The organism is Rhizobacter sp. Root404, from assembly GCF_001425865.1.
Lineage (GTDB): Bacteria > Pseudomonadota > Gammaproteobacteria > Burkholderiales > Burkholderiaceae_C > LMDS01.
The window spans coordinates 1,187,596-1,204,284 of sequence record NZ_LMDS01000005.1; the positions used below are offsets into that span (position 1 = coordinate 1,187,596).

The following is a 16,689-nucleotide window of genomic DNA, read 5'->3' on the forward strand; positions in this document are numbered from 1 at the left end:
ATGGTGACCCTCGCTCGAGAGGCGAGGGAACTGACGCAGGCGGACCTGGCGCAGCGGCTTGGTATCAGCCAAGGCTTGATGTCAAAAATCGAAAACGGAATTGTGCAGACGCCTGCACCAGTGCTTGAGGGACTTGCGTCGACGCTTGGCTTCCCGGAGGCGTTTTTTTTGCAGCCCGACTCGATCCATGGGGTTGGGACGGACACGTTTCATCAGATGTATCGCCGGCGAAAGGCGCTGCCGATGAAGACGTTAAAGCGCATCGAGGCACGAGTGAACATTTCCCGCATGCACGCTGATCGCATGCTGAAAGCGGTCAACATCGAGCCAGGTCACGGGATTCCGAGGCTCGAGGTAGACGATTTCGATGGTGACATCGAGCGAATCGCCGCAACAGTGCGAGCCTCTTGGCTGCTGCCCAGCGGTCCGGTGGACAACGTTGTGAAGTGCATCGAGGATGCGGGTGGCATGGTGATCCCGTTCGACTTTGGTACCCAACAAGTCGACGCTACCAGTCTGCGTTATCGCGATTTGCCTCCACTCATGTTTCAGAGCAATCATTTGCTGGGGGATCGACAGCGGTTCACGCTTTCGCACGAGCTGGGTCATATGGTCATGCACTCGGTCGTTCCGAACGCGAATATGGAGAAGGAGGCTGACCGATTCGCTGCCGAGTTTCTAATGCCGGCGCAGGAGATTGGCCCTCAACTCGTAAACCTCACGCTACATCGTGCCGCGCAGTTGAAGCGCTATTGGCGCGTCTCGATGGCAGCAATCATTTACCGTGCTAGCTCATTGGCCAAGATCACTGAGAACCAGGCGCGTTATCTTCGAATTCAAATGGGAACAGCGGGGCTTCGCACTCGGGAGCCGGTTGAACTTGACGTTCCTGTAGAACGACCGCGACTCCAGCGTGAGCTGATCGAGCTTCATTTGAAGGATCTTGGGTACTCGGCGAGTGAACTATGCATGACGCTCGCTTCCACGCCTCAAGACTTCGCCGAGTTGCACATGGATACGCTGCCGATGGCCTATCGCGCGGGCTTCTTGTCCGCCTCCGATGTTCGCGGCGAAAACGTCGTGGAGCTTCCCCGCCGAAAGTAATTGGCGCCCACAGGCGAGCAATAGCAGATCCATAGAAAGGCGCCAAGATGATCTTGACACTGACGGGCGCATCCGGCGCAGGTAAATCTACGCTTGCGAAAGCTTTGGTGTGCTTACTACCAGGTTCAGAACTGTCGCCGGGCTGCACTACACGCGCCATTCGGCCTTCTGAAACCGCGGCGGACGTGGTTCACCTGAGCGAGGAGCGGTTCAGTGAGATGCGTGAGCGTGGAGACTTCCTGTGGACAGTAGAGGTTCACGGCCTCTGGTATGGAACACTTCGACGTGTAGTCGCTGACGGACTCGAAGACCAAGCACACTGCCTACTATTCGCACTTACACCTGAAGTGCTGCCGATCCTCAAAGACTTCGCGCGAAAAGCCGGCTACGGCGATGAGGTGCGTTCAGTTTATGTCACCTCCCCTGAGCCTACCGCTCTTCGTGCCCGGCTGAGCGCACGTGGGGACGACAACGAAACTATCGAGCGCCGCTTGGACGATTGCGAGACCTGGGACGCCACAGCCCGCTCTTCTTACCTATACGATCTTTTCGTCCCCGGTGAGGGCGATGTAGAGCGGAACGCGAGGGGATTAATCGATACGCTTGGCATTCTGAAATCGAATCAATCAGGGACGGCATAAAAATGTTCTATTCGAGAAGGCTGAATTCCGAATCCGGCATCGTAGAAGTATGGGAGTGTGACTGGGACAAGCATCAAACCGGGATGGCAAAAAAGATCTTCATCCGCAAACACTGTGATGAAGGGCAGCTTGAGATGCCGCACGAGCAATATTCGGCTGCGGCCGCAATCTGCTGGGCACCTGGACGTACCATCGGGAATATCGCCGTTAACTCAGAAGAAGTATTTGGAAGCTTCGGCGGCAAGAGTGGAACGAACGCAATCTTGCCTTGTCACATTGTCCCTTGCGGGAAGTTCAGAAATGGAGCATCTCGGTGGTATTGCAAGACTCATCAGATTCATTGGGGAACCAAAGCAGATATAGCAGCTCTCCCTGAGTCTGGAGATGTTACCTGCAGCAACCACCTGATGGAGATGAGCTACGTTGTCGATCCGCTCGTACTGGAATTCAGTGACTACGAAGAGATAGGGATTTGGTGTTCGCTTCCGCCGGCAATTTCATCTCGTCCAATCGAGAAGCGCCCGCCAAAGATTCACATTCATAAGCGGTTCACGGGAAACGAGAAAAAGTCTCTCGATCGCGACTTCGACGCCGTCGTGTTCTCATACAACCAGGATCTAGGCCTATTCGCAAACGACCAGATTACGCAGATCCAAGTTACGCCTCCGGCTGCATATGAATTTGTCAACTCGATCGAACAAGGGCGTGAAATGGGGTGTGTTAGTTGCAAAAAATGTGGCTATCCACACCTCGACCTCGGGTCATTTGCGAATAATCCCCACGCGAAACACTTTTGCGGAAATTGTGGAAATGATAGTATTTGGAGTGAAGGGAAAATTGTCTCTACTCCGCTGAAGCCACTCCACGATCAATTTCACAAGAGTAATTGCTATGTGGTGCCGGACCGGTCATTGAACTTGGATGACTACGATGGTCGGCATTTTGAGCTGTGGGCTTCAACTCCGGCAGTCGTGTGGACTGCCGATCGTCCGCAAGAACGGGGAATTCATGTGCACGTCTTTGAGGGCGAAGGGCCCCGGCGCATCGAAGACGACACTTTTGGAACTGTCATTTATCAGGGTAAGCCGTTAGACCGTGCAACGCTTTGGGCCATGATGAGGGAACACACTCTCTACTGAAACGAAAGGCGCCGTGTGGCTGTTTCCGCTGCCAAGTTTGACCGGTCATCAACCAACGGTCTCTGCGCAGATCTCGCACCCCGGGGTCGACCGACGTTGCTAAGAGGAGAAGAACATCGACCGCTCCTCAGCGGTGTGGAGACTGTGCTTCGCAATGTGGGACTGGGCGGCCGGCACCTGCTCAGACTTCAGGTCCCACGGTAGATCGTCGAAGTTGATCTCGGCGATGATGCTCGAGAAGTCCTTGTCATAGCAGTCCTTCAACACTTTCATGTCTGTCGACGGGAAGCTATCTTTGAAGTCCTTGTTATAGCGGGGCTGGAAGTACCGGATGAGGGACGCTTCGTAGAGTGCGACTCGCTCCTTCTCCGTAGTGCCGTAGAGCTTGTCGATCCCAGCGCGAATCCGCTCCGTCCCACTGCTGAGATCCTTCGCAAAGGGATTGAACATCGTCAACATTCGGTTGGCAGAGATCACTTCCAGCAGCAGCACCGTAAGTTGCTTGCCTGGTGGGGCCCCGATTTGGAGGGAGATCTTCTGGAGCGTCTCGTGCTTCTCAAGGCGATCGAGCGCTGCTCGCTCGCCGGCCTTTCCATAGGCCTGCCCGATGTAGAGCACGTCGAAGTGGACCGGATGCACCTGCTTAATGGCCTGCGCCATGTCCACATCGTCTATCCCGTGTTCCTCTCCGTCCTTGCCGAGAACACGAAATAACTGGTCTTCCTTCACTAGGGTCGATCCCTCTGGAAGTCTCGACTTGACGACCACCGGGTTGTCGCCGACTTTGAACTTGATCAAGGCCATCTGACCTGCCTGTTCAACTTCCTCGAGGAAGACCCGAGGGGTAAGTCCAATGAGGTAGATATGACACTTCTTGCTGACCTCTTCGAACTCTTCGAGCCGCTCCTTTTCGTAGATCGCCGCTGCCGGCATGACGACAAAGCTGTCTGCGTGCAGCATTAGAGCGTGCTCGATGTCGTACTGCTTCTTCGAGAAATCAAACACCTTGGCGAACCTTATGTTGTGTCAGTCGACTATCGCATATCGAGCGTGCGCAGACGACCCGGGCGGCGAGCGGGCGCTCATCCATACGATGGTCAGCGATCAACGTGCGGCTCGGTCAGGGCCGACCAGCGGAATGCGATGGCCAACCATCACCCCTATCGGAACCACGTCGAAGCTGAGTCAACGGCATACACGCCGCCTGCATGAGGTCAAGCGCCCCGCTCTTCTTCAAGCAGTGGGGAGGCGTACGCAACAAGTTCGCCGGTCGCGAGCTGCACGGCCGGATCTACGACGAGATGGGCGGCGTGAGGCGCTAGGCCGCGATGCGTTTGAGGTTAAGTGCAAGCATGCGGGTGAAGATTTCATCGTCCGTCATCGTTGACGAGTAGTCCGCCCATCCGTATGCAGCCGCGACTGCCATATCGATCTTCTCGTGGGCGCCAACGAGCCACGCCGGCCGCTCGTTATAGAGCTTCGTCAGCGTACGCTGAGCCACCTCGACTTCGTGGCCTTCTCGTGGTCTGATCAGCGGCGCATAGGGCGACGATGACATTCCCAACGGCACGATGTCGGGTTCACGGGTGACCCACACCGCCGGATGGACCCAGTCTTGACGAAGGTCGTCTAGTCGTTTGGCCGCATCAGCGATGCCGGTCGCTGCCGCAGCGATCGTGTCCGGCAGGCCGGCCGGTATGAGCGCGCCAGCAGTTGTCACCTCGGTTGTCTTGCTGGCGGTATCAGCCGGCGTCAGGCCGGACGGGAACGGAAAGGTGTCGAACGATGTCGTGGGCGTGTAGCGCGGGCGGTCATCGAGATTTGTGCCCAACCGAAGCGACCACAGGACGTGGAACCGACTTTGCAAGATGCCAAAGGTCGCGTCGTCCGACCGGGCGAAAGCTATCAGGGCATGGTCCGGAAGAACGCTGGCGTGCATCCAGGTGAAGATTCGGTGTTTCGCCGTGCCGAGCACGACCAGGTAGCGGGGCAGGCCAGCCAGGGCCGAACGGAGCTGGGGAATGGGTTCGGCCAGCAGCCACCAGTATTTCTTGTATGACGCGCGCGGGTTGTGATCGCGTTCGGGCTTGACGGTTTCGACAACGTATTTGTACGGTGCCTCGTACAGGCTCGCGTCTTCAGCGGACATGTCCGTGCCGAAGTCGATGATCCACTTGTCCTTAGGCCTCTCGATCACGCCTTTACCGTTTGCCCACGGCTTGACCACTTCGGCATTGGAACGGCCACCAGGATTTGGCATCGCCAACCACTTGCGGGCGAGTTCGCCGGGGATATCGAATGGGCCTGCCTTGACGGTCGTGTAGTAGGCCGCGCCCTGGTTTTCGGCCAGTACGTTCGCCGTCGTCAGGTCGGCTCCGGAACTGAGGTCAGCGTTGATCTTCGTGACGACAACGCCATCGAGCCGCGGCGGCACCTCGAAGGCTTTGCTGGCGAAAGCGACGAGGCATACCTGAAGCGACGCGCCTTCGTTGACCCACGGCAGCGAACTCCACGCGTCATAGATGGTGGCGCTCTGATCAATGTCGTCGAGCACCTTGCGGTTCAGGCCGCCACGAAGGCTGTCCGTTGCCACCAAGCCTGCGGCGCCGAGTTCGCCGGCGACAACTTTGGCGCGCGCCTTCTCAAACCAATAGCAGACTAGGTCGGCAAAGCCGACGACACGACCCTTGTAGGCGTCGCGCAGTCGATCCGTGTATTCGTCGCCAACCTCACGCCTCATCTTCTTCGTCCCGAGGAACGGGGGGTTGCCGACCACGACTGTCGCAGCTGGCCACTCGGCTTCCGTCCCGTCGACATTGACGATGGCATCGCGGTTCTCAATGCAATCAAGCGGTTCCAGGATCGGGTTCGTCTTAAACGCGTAGCCGTGCTGCAGTCGCCATTGCAGCTCACCGATCCAGACTGTGACGCGCGCCAATTCGGCGGCGAATTCGTTGATCTCGATGCCCAGTACGTTATGTGGCCCCGTCACGTCTTGCTGGCGGTGCAACCCGAGCGTTTCGGCTTCGAGGTTGACCCTGTGCTCAATGTCCTTGAGAGTTCGGAGGGCCAGGTAGAGGAAATTGCCACTCCCACACGCCGGATCGAGAACCTTAAATTGCTTCAACTTCTCCAGGTAGGCGTTGAAGACGAGTTGCGCCTCTTTTTCCGCCGCGTTGGCGCTCGTCCGGACGCGGCCATACTTGACCTTGTCCATGATCGTCTTCGCCTCTTCGCGGAGCCGATCGCGCTTCTCCAGCAAATCAGCGATCCGCTTGGCGACCAGCGCCCATTCGGCCAACAATGGGGTTTCGACGACCGGCTTGACGATGCGCAAAATCGTCGCCGGATCGGTGTAGTGGGCACCCAGCTGGGCACGCTTGCCGGGGTCAAGGCCGCGCTCGAACAGCGTTCCGAAAATGCTGGGATCGATAGCGCTCCAGTTCATGCCACTGGCGTTGCGCAACGACGTGACATCTTCGGCGGACAGCGGCGGCACCTTGATGTTATGGAACAGGCCGCCGTTGAACCACAGGATGTCCTCTGCGCCGAAAAGGCCACCATCACGCATGGACTCGAACAGCTTGCCAAGTTGATGACCCAGAACCGTCGGGGTCACGTGCACGCCCACCAGGCGCTCGAACAGCTTTGCGGGCAAGAGATCGACATCTTCAGCAAAGAAGCAAAACAGGCACTGGGTCAGGAAGTGTGAGACCTCGCTGGGCGGTACGCCAGCGATTCGCAGCCGGTCGGCCGTTTCAGCAAATGTCGTCGCAGCCTCTTCGGTGATCTGCTTGGTCGTTTTGGCCGGCTTGAATTTCTCCGGCGACTTAAAGAGCCAGCGAAGCTTCTCCTGAACGTCTGGCCGGGTAAGCTCCTCGAGCAAGATCGTGTGCTGTTCGCTGGGCGTGCCGGTGAAGTGCGTGTGAATCTCGATCTTGAGCCGGTCGCTGACGACCAGCAGGGCCGGGTTGTCGAGCGGCAGCGCATACAGCATGAGCTGCTTGAGCGCCCCTTCGAGACTCTTGCCGGGAGCTTTGTATTCCCAGCCGAAATGGCCACGCATCCAGACGTCCGCATAGCCCTTACCCGTACCGGTCTTCGTTAGGCCGCGCTCGAAACAGTAGTTCTCGACGTCGCCAGGCGTAGGTACGCCCAGGACGGCGCAGAGGTCCATGAAATGCGGCTGCGCGCCTGCGCGTTCGTTGAGTCCGTAGGCCGGTCCGCCGGCACCCCATTTTTTGATGAATTCTTGTGGCGTCATGGACGGGCATTGTCACCGACCACGACGGTCCCTTCGTCCCGATGAGCTGCCCTAAACTGGTGGCCTTGCAGCCCAGCCGCACCCATCATGGCTCGCATCGAGAAGACCGTTTTCATCAGCTACCGTAGAGCGGACGAAGCCTGGGCGCTGGTGGTCTACAACTGGCTGACGCAGCACGGCTATGACGCCTTCATCGACTACGAGGGGCTCGCTAGCGGGTCGTTCGAGACGGCGATCATCGAAAACATCAAAGCACGGGCCCACTTTCTGGTGCTGCTGACGCCGACAGCACTGAGCCGTTGCAATGAGACTGGCGATTGGCTGCGTCGCGAGATCGAAGAGGCGATGGCCAGCCGACGCAACATCGTGCCGCTCATGTTCGCTGGTTTCGATTTCACGGCCCTGTATCAGCAAGCGCAGATGACCGGCAAGCTTGCGATGCTTCAGCAATACAACGGGCTGCGCGTCGCGTCTGTCGACTTCGAGCCGACCATGCAGAAGCTTGCCACCAGATTCCTCAACGTTGCGCTTGATGCAGTCCTGCATCCACCGTCGATCCGTGCCGAGGAAATCGCACGCGAACAGCAGGCGGCAGCGAACGCCAACCTGCAAGCGGACGAAATTGACTTTCTGCGTATGGAGCTGGCGGAGGCGAAGGCCAAGCTGAAGGACTTCGAATGCCCGCAGTGCGAGGCGCCGTTAGAGTTACGGGTGTTCCACAACAAGACGGCGGAGTACCGGGGCAAGAGCATTGACCACGACGTCGAGTATGTACGCTTCACCTGTGGCTATGAGATGGTCGACGGAACGACAACGACGGAATGCAAGTGCGAATCGCTGGAGCCCGAGCCGCCCGAGCGCGACCTGCGAGATTGACACTAGGCCCGCTGCCGCCATGTCCATCATTTAGGACATCATCGACCTGCTGATTTTGCGCAAACAGGAGAAGAAGCTGGAACCGGACATTGTGCTTGCGCCGCTTACGAAGGCGCTCGCATTGAGGCGATTCGCGCAAAGGCGACCAATCTATTCACACCCGTCTCTTGCGGACGGCGCCGACCCATGTTTCTAGTTTACTGATGTCTTCTTGAAGCTCTGCTGGCGGTGGAACTGGTGCCCGCCACGCCGGCGCCTTGTCATGGCCGGGGAGCCAGGTCGAGCATTTGGTCATGGAGACTTCGACGAGTTTGCAATCGTCATCCGTGATGTCTGCGATCAGAGCGATCTGCTGGGTTTGAATGCTGGGTCGGAACCGTTCAACGAGGCCACCGAGCAGGACTTCTTCCAACGCGCGTTCCCAGCCTTCGCGCAGCAACCCGTAGAGGTGCTTTGCTTCCTTCTCGTAAGCATCCTGATGACCGTCGCGCGACAGCTTGTCGGCGTCCTGCCAGGCCTTTTTCAGGAACCCGAGCTTCTTCTTGATAGGCATGGCGACCCATGGAAGCTCCGCTTCACAAACTCCAGCGCCTCTGGGAAGGTGGCGCACGTGCTGATCCAGCGCGGCGATCCCCTGCTGCTCGGCACACTGTTTCAACGCCAGCAAGAAAACGACGTCGTGCGTGAAGACGATCACCTGGCGCCGCTGTGATTCCTCGACCAGTCTGTGTGCCACGCTTCCACGCCACTGGAAGTCCAGGGAGGAGACAGGGTCGTCAAACACGATGCCGGATGGATCGTCTGCCGTGCTGAGTTCTGCGAAGAACGCGGCGATTGAGAGGCAGCGTTGCTCACCTTCGCTTACCACCTTTGGCAGTTCGACACCAGGGGCACGAGTGAGGACGAGCCGGTGATAAAACACCCCGTCCGCGCCGCCTTGCTCCTTGAGTTCCACAGCCATGTGCCGGAAACCGAGGCGACCAAGTTCCTCCTGAAAACTCTGCTTCAGCTTCTGGGAGACCGCGACCTTGGTGACCGCCGTGCTCTTCGCCGTGATGGATTGAGTCCTTGTCTCTTCAAGACACAGGCCGTAGGCCGCGAACCGCTTCTTCCGGTCAATCTCGGCCAGGACAGCGCCCTCGAGGGAAGCCAGGAGCTTTCGTGACTGCAACTCCACCAGCTCCGCGGACAGTGCCTTCTGCGCTTCTTTGTTGATGGACGCGCGAAGCAGTCGGATGCGTTCTTGGAGCTGGCTCGCGAGGGCCGCAACGGCTTCCGAGACGGGCACAACCTTCTGAAGATCGGGCGGCAAGACGCCGTTTTCGGCTAGGCAGGCAACGACGGCCTTGCGACGATCTTCGTTCCCCGTCAACGCCTCGCCGATCTCGCTCGCCAGTTGTTCCTGATCAAGAGCGATTTCCTTGCGAGCTTCTTCCACACCCTCGGTCTGCACTCGGAGATCGAGAAGGACCTTTCGCTGACGCGCGAAGCCCTCACGCAGGTGTCGCAGCTCGCTCTCGGTTTTCGAGATGACGAAGGTCTGGAACTGCTCGAATCTGTGTGCAGCCGCAAGGTCAAGTTGCTGTTGGCAAAGCACGCACTTCGCGTCGTCTGCCGTCACCGGGAACGCCCGGCCCGGAAATGCGACTTCCTCAGAATAGCTGCGCGCAGCCTCCCACATGGCCGCCCAATTCTCACTACCTGTCCCGGCCAGGAGCCCTGCCGGAAAGGTCGCGTCGCGAAGGCGGTTTGCCTCTTCGGCCTTACGAGACCCGGCCGCGCGTATATCGATCATTGCTGAGACGGCCGTGTCCGACAGGGCTGCTTCGACAGCGCCAAGATGGCGAGCTAGACCAGTCACACGGCCGTGGCGAAGGGTCAGTTGCTGGGCCAGTTTTTCCGGGTCGTTGGCCTTTTGGTCGAGCAGCGCCTTGTCCAGTAGGGAAAGACGCGCCTCTTCCTCGTCGGACAGGTGCGCGAGCGCCGAAAGCGCGTCGGGCTTGGTCAGCGAGCTAACGCTTGCCAGGAATTTCGCCGCGGCCGTGCCGGCCACAAACTGCGGCACGATCGCCGCCACGCCGTCGCTGCCAAGCGAGCGCTGATCCGCCTCCAACTGAAGGCGCACTGACTTGCACGCTTGAACCAACTTGTCGAAGAGGTCCAGGCCGAAAGGACGAAACTTGACGTTCGTCTTTTCGGTCAGGTACACGGCGGCGCCGTGAGTATCGAATACGCTCACACGAGAAATGAGTTCGTCGTCCAACGCCCCGGTCCACTCGCGGGGCGCCGGCTCGTTGCCCACTTGGTACTTGATCGCCACAACGGGCGAGAACGGCGCGGAGCCTGATACGACGTTGCCCAAAATCTCCTCGCGCCCGCGTGCATGACAGGCACTCTTCAGGATGCGTATGTAGCCCGACTTTCCAGCGCCGTTGTCCCCGTAGACCACAGTCAGTCCCGGCGCGAAATTGAGCGTCTGCTCCTCGGCGAGGGCGTTCACTCCGCGATGGTGGTAAATCGACCCCAGCGACACTGACGGCCCAGTCGCTCTGTCAGGGACGTGCTGCTTGTCCAATGGAGCGGCTTCTTGGGCTTCCGCAAGGCCGTGTCCGCTCTTGCAAATGTCGGTCAGCGCACGCACGTCCGCGTCGTCCAGCTCCCCTTGCACAGAAAGGCGGCGTAGGGCATCGCGCTGCCACATTGGTCGGTCGTGGGACCAAGTCAGAATCTCCTGCAGCACCGACATCGAAACCCTCCCTTTTGTATCGATGCATCATATGGAATGTTTTCGTATCGGCGAGAGAGCTACACCGGTTTTGACCTGCTGTATGTTGACAGCCGTTCCATGCGGCCAAGGCGCTCGCAATCGGCGATGACGACGCCTCCCGTCTGATCAAGGAGCACTTCCCCGCACCTCAGGCCCCTGAGCTGAATTACAGCTTGTTGACTCGCCGTGCGGGCAATCATCCTGGGGACCTGGCATCGCTTCGCGATGTGCTCGAGCAGTACAAGTGTGTGACCGCATGGCATCGGCTCACAGGTAAGTTGCTGCATGCTCTCGCACCACGGCCCCGGCATGATCGCCGCTACCGGGCGATGTCGCGCGCAAATCCCGCGGTATCGTGCTTGCGTTCTCCGATGCCGACAGCGCCGCGGAACTTTCCAATTGCGACGGCGAGCGTCCTGTCGCGCTGCTCGCCCGAGCGCGAAAGAGCGGCCGCCAACCGCTCCCACGCATCCGAACGGAGCTGTGGGACAGGCGCGCCCGCCGGTTTGCGCTGGCGAACGGGAATCCTCACTCGCTTCTGTTCGCTGGCCTTGATCCGCCAAAGCGCCTCACCTTGGCGGCCTTGGCCACGCACGACGCGAGCCGACGCCTCGGCGTCGATGCCCCACCCCCTGAGCTTTTCGGCGAAGGTCTGGCGCCAACGACTGAGGTCCGCCTTGCGCGGGTTGAGCCGCTTGCCATGTCGCGACTCAGCCCGCACGCTGAGGTGAACGTGCGGGTTGGCCTGGTGATCGTGCAGCACCATCACGTATTTTTGATCCGCCAGCTCGGCCTGCGCGAACTCACGCGCCGCCTTCAGTACGGACAGCGGATCGACGCCGCGCGGCATCGACAACATGATATTGAATGCCTCTCGTCGGAAGCCGATGTCTTCGATCGGTGTTCCCCCGAGCCGCCAGTCATCAACCAATGCGCGCAAATCGTCCTTTCCATTCAGGACCTCTCCACGGTCATCTTCGATTTCCAGGCGACCGTTCTTGCTGATGTATTTGAAGTGCGCCGCGATCGCCTTCATGCCTCGTCCGCCGCCAGTTACCTTCACCATCACTTGCGGGGCGCGACGAACAACAGTGGCTTCGATCCGGGCCCGGATCGCGTTCGCTCGTTGCCTCAGAAGATTCGCAGGCAGCTTCGGCTGCGGCGGCACCTTGACCATCCGATTGCCCGGATAGAAGATGCGTTCGCCCCACCGCACCAGCACGCCGTCAATCGATTGAGGATCAGACATCACATGATCTCCTTGCGTTTGGCGTTGTGATCGCGCCCGCCGACGAAAGTGGCCTGAGGCTGCAGTTGTTTGAGCGCTTGGCCGGACAGGCCGAGATGCCTATGGACCTCGCCTGCGACCTCGTCAAGCAAAGAACGGTAGCGTTGAGCGGAGTGCATCTCGCTTCGAGCAAGAAGGCTTGCCAGGTGCCGAAGGTTTCGACTCATCGTGGACAACTCGGCGTTGGACGCGATCAGCGCGGAGATGCAGTCCGCTCGTCCGCCTGAGGACACTGCGGGAACACCCTCGATTAAGCCGGAGAGGAAGACCCCGCGCGACAGGCCTGCTGCCTTTGCGGCTCGGTCAAGCCGGACAACGTTGTCGGCGTCGAACCTGATCGACAACTTGACCTGGCTAGAAGCCGGCTCGGATGTCCGATCGTCCAAATCCCCTGCCGCAGGCAACACGCTTGCCAACGCCTCGCGAACGACGACCGACACGCTTACCTGTCGACCCCGAGCATGTGCCACCAACGCGGTCTTCAGACCGCGCATATCGACCGTGACGAACTCGTGAGGAGCGGTGTTCATGAGGCAACGAATGAACTCGCGAAGCGGTTGTGAAATCGGCGGCGGGCAGCCTATCTCTGCACTCACCACATCTTCATCTTCGTCGATGAATCGACTCTTCTCGCTGCTGAATTTCGGCCCAAATTCAGCACGCGTTTGGCACCGATCGACGTCGATGATTGGTTCAAGCGAAACGCGACCGAAAAGTCCGCGGAAAGCGGTGAAACGCGAGCGTTAAGCGAGCGAAAAACCAGTGCAAAGAAGCGGCAAATGCGAACAGACACCGAAAACTTCCGGCAAGGGAGCGAGAAGCAGCCGGCAACTGGCTGCGAAGCGACCGAAAAGAGGCGCCGGCAATGAGGCTCGTGCCCACCCAATCTCCTGGCCGAGGAACGCGCAAGGCGCGGGATTTCGGGCTCGAGATTGCGCAGCTTCGCGCGCAGGGCTATACGCTCGATGCCATCCGCATCGCGCTCGCGAATGCTGGCGTGGACGTCACCATCAGCACGGTTTGGCGAGAGGCGAACAGAGCTGTCGTGGGACAGCCCGCGAAGCCGGTCGCCAAAGCGATGGCGACGAGCGCGGCGCCACCGGACGCCGTCGCTCCAACGATCGCGCAAGCATCGGCTTCCCCGCCCGCGGCCCAGACCCGCGCTGAGCGGCGCAACGGCAACGAGGTCGCCGAAGCCTTCATGCGCAGCCAGATCACCAATCCCCTCATTCGCGCCAAGGAGCAACGATGAAAATCGCCGTTATCAACTTCTCCGGCAACGTCGGGAAGAGCACCATCGCCCGTCATCTCTTGCTCCCCCGCATCGAGGGCGCTGAACTCATCGCGGTGGAGAGTCTGAACGCAGACGAAAACCAGGGTCAGGCGCTGCGCGGGCGTCAGTTCGGCGAGTTGCAGGAGTATCTCCAGACCGTCGATAACGTCGTGGTCGACATCGGTGCCAGCAATGTCGAAGACTTGCTCGGTCTGATGCACCGCTACCACGGAAGCCACGAAGACTTCGATTGCTTCGTGGTTCCGACCGTCCCGGCGCTCAAGCAGCAACAGGACACGATTGCCACGCTCGTCGAACTCTCAGGCCTCGGAGTGCCACCCTCTCGTCTCAAGCTCGTCTTCAACATGGTCGAAGACGATGATGACGCGGCACGTTCATTCAGCCAGTTGCTGACGTTCGTCGGCCAGCAGCTGCTTGCCGAGGCCAATCTGGCTTGCAAGCTCGGCAGGAACGAGATCTACGGCCGCGTTAAAGGCTCGGGCGCGGACCTGTCGGCGTTGATACAGGACAAGACGGATTACAAGGCGCTGATCGTGAAGGCACAGGGCACGGCAGACAAGCTCGCGTTGGCGCAGCGCCTGGCCACGAGGCGGCTCGCATCGGGCGTGATACCGGAACTGGATGCGTGTTTTGCGGCGCTCGGCTTGAACCAAAGCATGGCATGAGCGGACCGACGACGGCACGGGAGGCACTCATCGTCGAGGCTCTCGGCGAAGTGGCGCTGCTTCTTGACCGCATGGAGACCGTGACCTCCTCCATGGAGGTCGGTCGACTGGCGTTCATCAATGCGGGCGCGGACTTGGAAGGCCGGCTCAAGGACTTCGACATGCGCACTGCGTCGATCGCGCAGCAAGTCCAGGCTCGCGCGGTCGAGCACATCGTCAGGCGCACTAGCAAGGTGACAGGCGATTCGATCGAATCGCAGGCGCGCGCCATGAACATGGCGGCTCGGCTCGCGTTTTCGGAACAGGCCGATTCGAGCCTGGCAAGGTTGACGAATGCTTTGCAGCAGGTCCTTCACCGCGTCGACCGGCCGTGGGACCTTTGGTTGACGCACGCTGCCACGGCTGCCGTGTCGGCGTGGGTCACGTGGTGGCTCTTCAGTTCACTTCCGCCTCGATGATCCGACGAAGCCAGGGGCGTGCCGAGCCTCAGCGAGAAGGCTGCTCACAGCGCACCACGAAGTTTCAAGTAGACCGCATCGGAGTTGCGGATCACTTGAGACAGACTCGGACGAGGAGCCTCTCAGTGCTCCTTGTCTTTCGGCGGGTTCGGATCGTTGCCGGGCGCAATCGTGTCCTTGCTCCGGATCTTGCCGTCGGTACCCTTGATCTTGAGTTCTCCGCCGCCCGCGTTGACCAGCATTTGCTTGGCTTGGTCAGCTGCTTGCTTTTGCGTTTGATGATTGCCGGCGGAGCGCGATGCTCCGTCGCGCTTGTTAGCCCAGGTGCCGTCGCTTCGCTGGGAGACAGTTCGACGGTTCGCCATGTTCGCTCCTGGTTGACAGGATCACTACATTACGACGAAACGAGGCCGGCGCCAAGGCCGGCGTGATCCGTCACGCTAGGCGCAAACTTTGTCCGCCGGTCGATTTCGATCGTCGCCGCCATCGCGGCACAATTCCTCCCATGCCAAACATTGCATCCATCCTGAAGTCCGAGATCACCCGAATCGCCCGCAAGGAGATTCGTGCCGAAGTCGAGGGCCTTAAGAAGTCCGTCGGTGGCTATCGATCCGAGATCGCCGGTCTTAAGCGGCGAGCCCAATCGCTCGAGCAGCAAGTCAAGCGTCTCGAGAAGTCAGCGCCCAAGCCGGACGCGCCACCGTCAGTCGAAGAGGGCAAAGCCCCTCGATTCAGTGCCAAGGGCCTGGCCAAGCAACGGCAGCGATTGGAACTGTCGGCCGATGCCGTCGGCGTTCTCGTCGGCGCATCGGGACAATCGGTCTACAACTGGGAAGCGGGCAAGGCACGGCCGCGGGCCAATCACCTGCCGGCCATCGCTGCGCTGCGCTCGCTGAGCAAGAAGCAGGCAGCCGAGATCCTCGCCGCTCGGAAGATCGCGAAGTAGACGAGTTGCCGGGGCTGCGGGCCTGGGCTTCCGGACCGCGGTTTCGCGCGACTTACGACCTCTTCGAGTGGGACTTTCGCCACTCCCACGGTGGCACCGGATTGGCGTCGGCCCACAGGCCCAATCGTTCGCGGTGCGCGACGATCTCCATCGCCTGGATTTTCGGGTCGGTGAGATACCGGGTGTAGGCCCACGCCATCCCTGATCGGACCATCGCCGCATTCGCATCGGTTCCGGTGCAGATGACGCGCGCGACGGTCCGACCATAGCGATCGCGAGTCGATGGCCGAATCTCCGCCTGCTTCTTGAAGCACAAGGTCGAGAGCATCTCCTTGCTCCGCTGGCCGAAGGCTTGGGCCTTTTCAGGCGCATCGATCTCTGCGAGTCGGATCACCTTCTGCGGCTGGTCAGCACATCGAACCTTGATCGTGTCACCGTCGCTGATCCCGACGACCAGGCAAAGGAGTGCGGCTTCAATCATGAACTCTGGACGGCGTTAGCCGGTTGTTTGAGGTGGGCCGATGATGCCTGCCATATGCTCTCGCCTTCGATCGCGTCCAGCCAGCGGAGGCATCATCAAGACCAACTATGTCCTGATCGACTACGAGAGTGTGCAGCCTGAGATCGTCGCGGCGTTGAAGGACGATCACTACCGGGTGCTGATGTTCATCGGTCCGACCCAGGCACGCATCGACATCAACGTGGCCACGGCGCTGCAGGTGCTCGGCACGCGAGCCGAGTACATCCGAGTGTCGGCTCCAGGCCGAAACGCGCTCGACTTCCACATCGCCTATTACCTGGGCCGGTTGGCGGTCGCCGAGCCGGACGCCTACTTCCATGTGATCTCGGTCGACAAGGGCTACGACCCGCTGATCGAGCATCTCAAGAGCAAGGGCGTTCACGCAACTCGCTGCGCCGATGTCAACGACATCCCGATCGTCCGGACCTCCGGTGCCGCGCCCGCAGACGACAAGCTGTCGAGCATCCTGGCCTACCTGGTCAAGCGCGGTGAGCAGCGGCCCGCCTCCACCAAGACCTTGAGCACCAGCGTCGCCGCGCTGTTTCAGCCGAAGCTCGACGAGACCGAAGTCCAGTTGCTGCTGGCGGAACTGCAGCGCAACGGTGTGTTTGTGGTCAACGGCACCAAAGTCGTCTATTCGTTGCCGGACTGAAGGAACCGAAGCACATCGAGCTTCGCGACAAACGACCTTCCTCATTTGACCCCCGTGTTGCGACAGGCAATGCTC

At 59.9% G+C, this 16,689-nt stretch carries 16 protein-coding genes; 9 read left to right on the forward strand and 7 right to left on the reverse strand.

What is annotated here, in order from left to right; translation table 11 throughout:
- The 3 genes from ASC76_RS19630 (at nt 1) to ASC76_RS24895 (ending at nt 2,884) form a co-directional block, all read left to right on the forward strand.
- Nucleotides 1-1,104: an ImmA/IrrE family metallo-endopeptidase gene (locus tag ASC76_RS19630; protein WP_056470270.1), complete on the forward strand. Its 1,104-nt coding sequence runs from the start codon at nt 1-3 to the stop codon at nt 1,102-1,104.
- Between the two features lie 47 nt (nt 1,105-1,151).
- Entirely contained in the window at nt 1,152-1,745 is a 594-nt protein-coding gene (locus ASC76_RS24890; protein WP_082549303.1) for a hypothetical protein, read from the forward strand.
- A gap of 83 nt (nt 1,746-1,828) precedes the next feature.
- Nucleotides 1,829-2,884, forward strand: coding sequence for a hypothetical protein (locus ASC76_RS24895; protein WP_200947178.1), 1,056 nt, complete (start codon nt 1,829-1,831; stop codon nt 2,882-2,884).
- 99 nt (nt 2,885-2,983) lie between these two features.
- Here ASC76_RS24895 and ASC76_RS19635 read toward each other — a convergent pair whose 3' ends face one another.
- Together ASC76_RS19635 and ASC76_RS19640 are read right to left on the reverse strand one after the other, a co-directional pair.
- Nucleotides 2,984-3,889, reverse strand: coding sequence for a hypothetical protein (locus tag ASC76_RS19635; protein WP_235580522.1), 906 nt, complete (start codon nt 3,887-3,889; stop codon nt 2,984-2,986).
- Between the two features lie 313 nt (nt 3,890-4,202).
- Nucleotides 4,203-7,148, reverse strand: coding sequence for a DNA methyltransferase (locus ASC76_RS19640; RefSeq protein ID WP_056470276.1), 2,946 nt, complete (start codon nt 7,146-7,148; stop codon nt 4,203-4,205).
- Nucleotides 7,149-7,235: 87 nt separating this feature from the next.
- On the opposite strand from ASC76_RS19640, the gene ASC76_RS19645 reads away from it, so the two are divergent.
- Nucleotides 7,236-8,024, forward strand: coding sequence for a toll/interleukin-1 receptor domain-containing protein (locus ASC76_RS19645; protein ID WP_056470279.1), 789 nt, complete (start codon nt 7,236-7,238; stop codon nt 8,022-8,024).
- Nucleotides 8,025-8,178: 154 nt separating this feature from the next.
- Here the strand turns inward: ASC76_RS19645 and ASC76_RS19650 are convergent, their stop codons facing one another.
- The 3 genes from ASC76_RS19650 to ASC76_RS19660 all read right to left on the reverse strand — a co-directional run bounded on the left by ASC76_RS19650 (nt 8,179) and on the right by ASC76_RS19660 (nt 12,609).
- On the reverse strand, nt 8,179-10,770 hold the full coding sequence (locus ASC76_RS19650; protein WP_056470282.1) for an AAA family ATPase: 2,592 nt from the start codon (nt 10,768-10,770) through the stop codon (nt 8,179-8,181).
- Nucleotides 10,771-11,110: 340 nt separating this feature from the next.
- Complete coding sequence (locus ASC76_RS19655) at nt 11,111-12,040, reverse strand: relaxase/mobilization nuclease domain-containing protein (protein ID WP_157615865.1); 930 nt, start codon at nt 12,038-12,040, stop codon at nt 11,111-11,113.
- Complete coding sequence (locus ASC76_RS19660; protein WP_056470287.1) at nt 12,040-12,609, reverse strand: hypothetical protein; 570 nt, start codon at nt 12,607-12,609, stop codon at nt 12,040-12,042. The genes ASC76_RS19655 and ASC76_RS19660 overlap by 1 nt, the downstream gene beginning before the upstream one ends.
- A gap of 335 nt (nt 12,610-12,944) precedes the next feature.
- Here ASC76_RS19660 and ASC76_RS25560 point away from each other — a divergent pair, with 335 nt between their 5' ends.
- The 3 genes from ASC76_RS25560 to ASC76_RS19675 are packed head-to-tail and all read left to right on the forward strand — an operon-like array spanning nt 12,945 to nt 14,496.
- The gene (locus ASC76_RS25560; protein WP_157615867.1) at nt 12,945-13,331 is read left to right on the forward strand and encodes a hypothetical protein; all 387 of its coding nucleotides are present in this window, start codon (nt 12,945-12,947) and stop codon (nt 13,329-13,331) included.
- Entirely contained in the window at nt 13,328-14,038 is a 711-nt protein-coding gene (gene stbB / locus ASC76_RS19670) for a StbB family protein (RefSeq protein WP_056470290.1), read from the forward strand. The genes ASC76_RS25560 and stbB overlap by 4 nt, the downstream gene beginning before the upstream one ends.
- The gene (locus ASC76_RS19675; RefSeq protein WP_056470293.1) at nt 14,035-14,496 is read left to right on the forward strand and encodes a hypothetical protein; all 462 of its coding nucleotides are present in this window, start codon (nt 14,035-14,037) and stop codon (nt 14,494-14,496) included. The genes stbB and ASC76_RS19675 overlap by 4 nt, the downstream gene beginning before the upstream one ends.
- Before the next feature lie 122 nt (nt 14,497-14,618).
- On the opposite strand, the gene ASC76_RS19680 is transcribed toward ASC76_RS19675, so the two are convergent.
- A complete protein-coding gene (locus ASC76_RS19680; protein WP_056470296.1) occupies nt 14,619-14,861 on the reverse strand; it encodes a DUF2188 domain-containing protein in 243 nt (80 codons plus the stop codon).
- 140 nt (nt 14,862-15,001) lie between these two features.
- Here ASC76_RS19680 and ASC76_RS19685 point away from each other — a divergent pair, with 140 nt between their 5' ends.
- Nucleotides 15,002-15,442, forward strand: a complete 441-nt coding sequence (locus tag ASC76_RS19685) for a transcriptional regulator (protein ID WP_056470299.1) — start codon at nt 15,002-15,004, stop codon at nt 15,440-15,442.
- 52 nt (nt 15,443-15,494) lie between these two features.
- Here the strand turns inward: ASC76_RS19685 and ASC76_RS19690 are convergent, their stop codons facing one another.
- Nucleotides 15,495-15,923, reverse strand: coding sequence for a thermonuclease family protein (locus tag ASC76_RS19690; protein WP_056470302.1), 429 nt, complete (start codon nt 15,921-15,923; stop codon nt 15,495-15,497).
- A gap of 43 nt (nt 15,924-15,966) precedes the next feature.
- Between ASC76_RS19690 and ASC76_RS19695 the strand changes: the two genes are divergently transcribed.
- Entirely contained in the window at nt 15,967-16,614 is a 648-nt protein-coding gene (locus tag ASC76_RS19695) for a PIN domain-containing protein (protein WP_235580536.1), read from the forward strand.
- Nucleotides 16,615-16,689: the final 75 nt, after the last annotated feature.

Excerpts from the sequence above, each read along its gene's own strand:
- ASC76_RS19680 (WP_056470296.1), bottom strand. The coding sequence starts at position 14,861 with ATGGCGAACCGTCGAACTGTCTCCCAGCGAAGCGACGGCACCTGGGCT.
- ASC76_RS24890 (WP_082549303.1), top strand. The coding sequence starts at position 1,152 with ATGATCTTGACACTGACGGGCGCATCCGGCGCAGGTAAATCTACGCTT.
- ASC76_RS19660 (WP_056470287.1), bottom strand. The coding sequence starts at position 12,609 with ATGAACACCGCTCCTCACGAGTTCGTCACGGTCGATATGCGCGGTCTG.
- ASC76_RS25560 (WP_157615867.1), top strand. The coding sequence starts at position 12,945 with ATGAGGCTCGTGCCCACCCAATCTCCTGGCCGAGGAACGCGCAAGGCG.
- ASC76_RS19655 (WP_157615865.1), bottom strand. The coding sequence starts at position 12,040 with ATGTCTGATCCTCAATCGATTGACGGCGTGCTGGTGCGGTGGGGCGAA.
- ASC76_RS19650 (WP_056470282.1), bottom strand. The coding sequence starts at position 10,770 with ATGTCGGTGCTGCAGGAGATTCTGACTTGGTCCCACGACCGACCAATG.
- ASC76_RS19640 (WP_056470276.1), bottom strand. The coding sequence starts at position 7,148 with ATGACGCCACAAGAATTCATCAAAAAATGGGGTGCCGGCGGACCGGCC.
- ASC76_RS19645 (WP_056470279.1), top strand. The coding sequence starts at position 7,236 with ATGGCTCGCATCGAGAAGACCGTTTTCATCAGCTACCGTAGAGCGGAC.
- ASC76_RS24895 (WP_200947178.1), top strand. The coding sequence starts at position 1,829 with ATGGCAAAAAAGATCTTCATCCGCAAACACTGTGATGAAGGGCAGCTT.
- ASC76_RS19675 (WP_056470293.1), top strand. The coding sequence starts at position 14,035 with ATGAGCGGACCGACGACGGCACGGGAGGCACTCATCGTCGAGGCTCTC.
- ASC76_RS19695 (WP_235580536.1), top strand. The coding sequence starts at position 15,967 with ATGCCTGCCATATGCTCTCGCCTTCGATCGCGTCCAGCCAGCGGAGGC.
- ASC76_RS19685 (WP_056470299.1), top strand. The coding sequence starts at position 15,002 with ATGCCAAACATTGCATCCATCCTGAAGTCCGAGATCACCCGAATCGCC.
- ASC76_RS19690 (WP_056470302.1), bottom strand. The coding sequence starts at position 15,923 with ATGATTGAAGCCGCACTCCTTTGCCTGGTCGTCGGGATCAGCGACGGT.
- stbB (WP_056470290.1), top strand. The coding sequence starts at position 13,328 with ATGAAAATCGCCGTTATCAACTTCTCCGGCAACGTCGGGAAGAGCACC.
- ASC76_RS19630 (WP_056470270.1), top strand. The coding sequence starts at position 1 with ATGGTGACCCTCGCTCGAGAGGCGAGGGAACTGACGCAGGCGGACCTG.